This is a genomic window from Sulfurimonas sp. (assembly GCF_032250635.1).
Taxonomy (GTDB): domain Bacteria; phylum Campylobacterota; class Campylobacteria; order Campylobacterales; family Sulfurimonadaceae; genus Sulfurimonas.
This window is the reverse complement of record NZ_JAVVFL010000149.1, coordinates 1-5,444: the sequence shown is the minus strand read 5'-3', so window position 1 is coordinate 5,444 and position 5,444 is coordinate 1. Positions and strand designations below refer to the sequence as shown.

Genomic DNA, 5,444 nt, shown 5'->3' with positions numbered 1-5,444 from the left:
AACTATCAATTTTTTGTAAGGTCTCTTCTATCATTAATTTAAAATTCATAATAAATTCACCTTTAATTCACCAAAATATAATTTTGTTTCCTTCTCATAAGATATCTCATCTATTTCAAAGTGAAACCTTCCTTCGTAAGCCCTTGTCAGATACTTAATCAAATCGGTAATCTTTTTATCATTACTAGAAACAAGTCCAAGCTTAAGCTCTTTAATTTGGCTGCTGCTTTTTTTACTCTCCTGTGCCTCGGAGTATAGGGCAGATTCAAGTCTTACGTCGTATTTGTTCAAATCTCTGGTTAACCTATGTAGCAACTCAGCTTTCATAGGGTAGTTTACTTTAACGTCATGAATTTTAACAAGCGTGTTTTTCTTATCAATATACTCTTGCTGTTGCTCGGCAAGAAGTGTTGATACTTTTGCTTTGTCAGCTTCTCTGTTTTTAATAGTTGCTTCTCTTGTTATTTTAATGTTGTGAACACTTCTATATTCATCCTCTAAAAGTTTGTACTGTAGCGATTGTGCGTATGTAAGCGTCCAGTATGATGCAGGGTACAAGAAAGCAAGGACAAGCGAAGCAGCTGCGAGCATAATTGCACGACCGCTATCTCTCTTTGTAAACTTTGGAGGACGGTGATAAGTTGTGAAGTTACACTCATATCTATCTTTTTCTGGTAGCGTGGTATAGAGATACATAAGTGAGTGCAGATGATCAATATGAACCTCACCTGTCTCAAGGCCATAGTCAAAGTCAAAACTGCTGCCTTTGATGCTAAGCTCAACCTCCGCCATCTCATCAAGTTTAGTCTGCGATTTAAGTTGTGTATCTATATATATACACTCAATTTTATCTATGTCCAGCGCTCTTTTTACATAGGTCAAAATATCATTGATATTTGAAAAGATCTCTTTGTAAAGCTTGATAACATGTGTTTTATAAGGACTGTCTGTTGTCTTAAGGTCTTCGTTTGAGAGGAAGTTTATAAAATCATCATACTCGACCATCTCTCCATAAATTTCGCAGAATCTCTCATGCATCTGTAAAAATGAGTAGTTTATAGACTTTGTGTATATAAAGTTTTTCTCATTATATATGGTAATAAAGGTATCATTTTCTTGAAAGTATACAAAACAGTGAACCCCACCGCTCTCTATGAGATCTTTTGAGTAGAGTGACTTTAAAAGAAGAGGAGAAGGGATAATATAGTCTATATACTTTACCTTCTCTACTGCATTTTTAAATGTCTCATCAACGACCATAGGGTCAATTATAAAGACATGAAAGTTTCTATTGTCCTCATCAAGAGCATTAAACGTCTCAATATATTGTATCTGATACATAATGGCTTGATCAAGCCCAAGTTCATCGTACGCTTTATTGTAGATGGCATCATATAAATCTTCTTCCGGAATATTCTTGCTAACCGCAATATGACTATTTATAAAACTTTTTGTGTTTAGATAAGAGATGACATATTGCTCCTTAGAGTATATGGCAGTGGTAGTTTCATTTAAGAAGTTTGAAACGGCACTTACATACGTACCCTTGTAAGGATTGATAGAAAGCACGCTGGAGAAAGAGTGTTGTTCTTTTTTACTCATTTTCATGATCCTGTATGAAATGAACTTTGGACATATGGCAAAATTCATTGTTTTTATAAAACTCAACCCTGTAAACTCTGTTGTCTACATCTATAGAGAATCTTTTGTCAAAGTCTTTAAGCTTTATGCTTATACCACTTTCATTACTCAAATCCTCGGAAGTAAAACCAATTGCGTTTACACGATAACCATTTTGTTCAATAACGTTAAAATCGTCATTTACAATAATATCTGAAGTTTTGTTTAAAGTTTCTTTAACTCCGTCAACAATAACATCAAATGTATCTGTACATGACTCACCCATTTTAAAATATTGCGGACTTAGAGTTACAATTTTTTTGTTGCCTATGTAAGCAACAAAGTTGTGACCATCTCTCGCCATGCTTCCAAGCGGGTTAGAGAACCTAAATACATTACTCTCTGATTTTATCGGAATAAAGCTTAAAATTTTTTTTATATTAGTTAAATTAATAGAAATATTCTCGTTAATGCTTAAATTACCGTACTCTTCAAGAAGTTTGGCTATATTTTTTTCATCCAACTCAAACTCTCTTTTAAAACCAATCTCCATAATATTCATAAACTCCTCTATTGCAAGAAGGTGATAAAAGACCTTTTGTGACAAAGAGGGCAGATTTTTGCTGCTCTCTATTGCAAAAGCGGGCTTATTGTGAGTAACTGCGTAGTAGGTAAGAGAGAGCTGCATAGCTTCATCATCAAACTTTGTATTTGTATTTTTTACATCAAACGTATGATGCTCTTCTATGAGTCTTTTATTAATTCTTTGTTTTACATCAGAAGCTATAGTATTTAAGTTGCCAAAAGGTTGCGTTTGATTTAGATCGCATTGGTCAATTACGCATGTTTGCCCCCATGCATTCGGGTTAAAAATATTTCCTTTATCCATTTTTCTGTAAAAGCCATTACCATCATGTAGATTCAGAACTAGAGAGACATTTTTTTGTGTAATGATGCCTTTGATCTCTTCTACAATTTTTTTATCTTTGTCGATATCTTTTATAATCGCGAATTTTCTGTTCATATCTCCATTGATACCTCTGGAGTTTTTCTGAATACTTTTTTGATTTAAATCGGGAACAATCCATAGATTTTTTGAGTTTATTTTATAGTGAGTTGCCAGAATTGATGCAGAGAAGTATGCCCCCGGTTCATCACCGTGTATGCCTCCAATAACAAGAAGTGTAGTATCTGAACCGGCATTTTCTTTTTTAATAAGTTGAACATCTGCAATTATAATATTAGAAAATAGGAACAGAACAAAGAGGAGTTTTGCTAGAAGATATTTCATCGCTTACTTCTTCTATTTTTCAGTTAAGATGTTGATTTTATTATCTTCATCAACCTCTATAATAAGTGTTTTATCTCCGCTAAACTGGAATGTATCAGATTTATAAAACTCTTTAAAGTTTACTTGATAGATATTTGATGTATTTGGGTATGGAACTACATTTATATCATTGAATATAATTGTCTTTCTCTCAATTTTCTTAAAAACTCTGGTTTTGTATTTTTTAAACTCTTCTAAACTCATTCCATCACTTCTAACAAACTCTGGAGAGTAAAAACTTAAATAGCCGACAATATCATCATATTTCCAACTGTATCTCCATGAGTAGAGTTGAGATAAGATAGATGAGAGCAGATCTTTTGAGATATTTTGTTTTATATTTTCTTCGTCAATAATTAAAATAGTTTTTTCTATATCTATGTTTCTATCCAGGCACTCTATACTGGAGTTATTTATGGCGATACAACCTCTTGTAAACTCATCTCTATCCTGTGATGGAAGACCATGTATCCATATTCCAGAACCATTTTTACCTCTGTAAGAGTCGTAAATGTTAGGGTATGATGTCACAAAAGCCAATGGTCCGTAAAAAGGGTCTAGTTCTGTCTCCCTTGAGAGCTTTTGAGTTATTTGGTATATTCCTATTGGAGTTTTCAGATCTCCCTCTTTTACTTTGTCCCCTTTTAGTTTGCCGGTAAAAGCGTCATACGTTTTTTTAAAATTAAAACTTTTGTTTTCATCAAGCGAATAGAGGTGCAGAGTAGATGTAGATTTATCGCATGCAAGAACATTTGAGTACGCTTCAATATAGCCAAAAGTTGTATCTTTATCGCTAAGAACTCTATCCCAATACTCCCTTTTTGTTAACTCAATGTCCATCTCTCTTTCAATTTGCTCAATACCGTTTACTCTATAACTTGTTAATATATCACTTGCAAAAATGTTTAAACTTATAAATATAAGCAGCAGTAACTTCATGAGCTATAACCTACCTCTTTTAGATATGATTTATCTTTACTCCACCCTTTTTTGACTACAACCTGCAGCTCAAGATAGGCTTTTTTTCCACTGAGCGATTCTATCTTCTCTCTTGAGTATTTTCCGATTCTCTTGATTGACTCTCCGCTTTTGCCTATAATAATCCCTTTTTGGGACTCTTTTTCAACAATGATAGTTGCTATGATTTTATCTATGTTTTTTTCTTCATGAATCTTATCTATGATAACGTCAGATTCATATGGAATCTCATCACTTACATTTTGAAACACGCCCTCTCTTATAAATCCGGCATAAATATCGCGAACAAGTTCACTTGTTAAATCTTCTGGGTTAAAAAGAAACGGTGACTCTGGCAAAAATTTTGATATAGTCTTAAGCAAATCATCATGACCTACTTTTTTGGGTATCGCCATAGGGATAAGCGCTTCAAAATGATCTGAAAATTGGCTGTACTGGCTTATTTTTTTAAAGAGTTTCTCTTGCGATACTTGGTCTATTTTGCTCAGAACAATAATGTGCTTTATCTTAGAGTTGTTTAGTTTTAAAAATTTTTCATAGTTTTCTACGTTGTCGGTAACTGGAGCAAGGTAGACTATAAGATCGCAGTCTCCCATGGCTTTTAGGGCTTCATCAAGCATAAACTGGTTTAGTACTTTTTCTCTCTCATGCAGTCCTGGAGTGTCAACAAAAATAATTTGTGTATCTTCATACATAACAATCGCGTTTGATCTTTTTCTAGTCGCATTTGCTTTTTGACTAACCATGGCAATGTTTTCGCCAAGTAGCGAGTTCATAAGTGTGCTTTTTCCTGCGTTTGGACGACCGATTAGTGATACGAAGCCTGCTTTTGTCATATTTTTTCCTATAAGATATATCTTGAGAGGTCATTATCTTCAACAACCGTGTCTAATTTTTCATGTACCAATTTTTCAGTAACAATAAACTCTTTGTACTCATCCGCGTTAAAACTGATATCTTCCAAGACTCTTTCTAAAACTGTATGAAGTCTTCTAGCGCCTATGTCTTCAGTTATCTCATTTGTGCGATGTGCCAGTTTTGCTATTGCTCTAACTGCCGCGTCTTCAAAGATAAGCTTCATTCCCTCGGTGCTTAGCAGTGCTTCGTATTGGTAAAGCAGCGAATTTTTGGTTTGGGTAAGAATTTTATAGAGCGTCTCCTCTGTTAAAGATTCAAGTTCAACTCTTAGTGGAAATCTTCCTTGGAGTTCTGGGATAAGGTCGCTTGGTTTACAGAGATGAAACGCGCCCGCTGCGATAAAAAGAATATGGTCCGTATTTATTACGCCATATTTTGTACTTACGCTGCTTCCTTCGACGATTGGGAGCAGGTCTCGCTGTACGCCCTCTTTGCTAGGGTCGTTTCTTCCCTGAGACTTTTCGCTGATTGCAATTTTGTCAATCTCATCAAGAAAGATAATCCCGCCGTCCTCGGCACGTTTAAGTGCTTCGGCATTGATGCTTGTGGCGTCAAGCAGTTTTGAACTTGCTTCGCTTTTTAAGATAGACTTTGCATC

5 protein-coding genes are annotated in these 5,444 nt (G+C 34.8%); all 5 read right to left on the bottom strand.

All coding sequences use genetic code 11. The features are described from left to right. Positions 1-45 precede the first annotated feature (45 nt). A complete protein-coding gene (locus RQ763_RS08960) occupies positions 46-1,602 on the bottom strand; it encodes a hypothetical protein (protein ID WP_314152476.1) in 1,557 nt (518 codons plus the stop codon). Then, positions 1,595-2,911 (bottom strand): M99 family carboxypeptidase catalytic domain-containing protein, encoded by a 1,317-nt coding sequence (locus tag RQ763_RS08955; protein WP_314152475.1) that lies wholly within the window; start codon positions 2,909-2,911, stop codon positions 1,595-1,597. Before RQ763_RS08955 ends, RQ763_RS08960 begins: the two co-directional genes overlap by 8 nt. Before the next feature lie 12 nt (positions 2,912-2,923). Beyond that, positions 2,924-3,889, bottom strand: a complete 966-nt coding sequence (locus RQ763_RS08950) for a murein L,D-transpeptidase family protein (protein WP_314152474.1) — start codon at positions 3,887-3,889, stop codon at positions 2,924-2,926. Then, the gene (gene era, locus RQ763_RS08945; RefSeq protein WP_314152472.1) at positions 3,886-4,764 is read right to left on the bottom strand and encodes a GTPase Era; all 879 of its coding nucleotides are present in this window, start codon (positions 4,762-4,764) and stop codon (positions 3,886-3,888) included. The genes RQ763_RS08950 and era overlap by 4 nt, the downstream gene beginning before the upstream one ends. 8 nt (positions 4,765-4,772) lie before the next feature. After that, a partial coding sequence (locus RQ763_RS08940; protein WP_314152471.1) for an AAA family ATPase occupies positions 4,773-5,444 on the bottom strand: 672 nt, incomplete at its 5' end.

Excerpts from the sequence above, each read along its gene's own strand:
- RQ763_RS08950 (WP_314152474.1), bottom strand. The coding sequence starts at position 3,889 with ATGAAGTTACTGCTGCTTATATTTATAAGTTTAAACATTTTTGCAAGT.
- era (WP_314152472.1), bottom strand. The coding sequence starts at position 4,764 with ATGACAAAAGCAGGCTTCGTATCACTAATCGGTCGTCCAAACGCAGGA.
- RQ763_RS08955 (WP_314152475.1), bottom strand. The coding sequence starts at position 2,911 with ATGAAATATCTTCTAGCAAAACTCCTCTTTGTTCTGTTCCTATTTTCT.
- RQ763_RS08960 (WP_314152476.1), bottom strand. The coding sequence starts at position 1,602 with ATGAGTAAAAAAGAACAACACTCTTTCTCCAGCGTGCTTTCTATCAAT.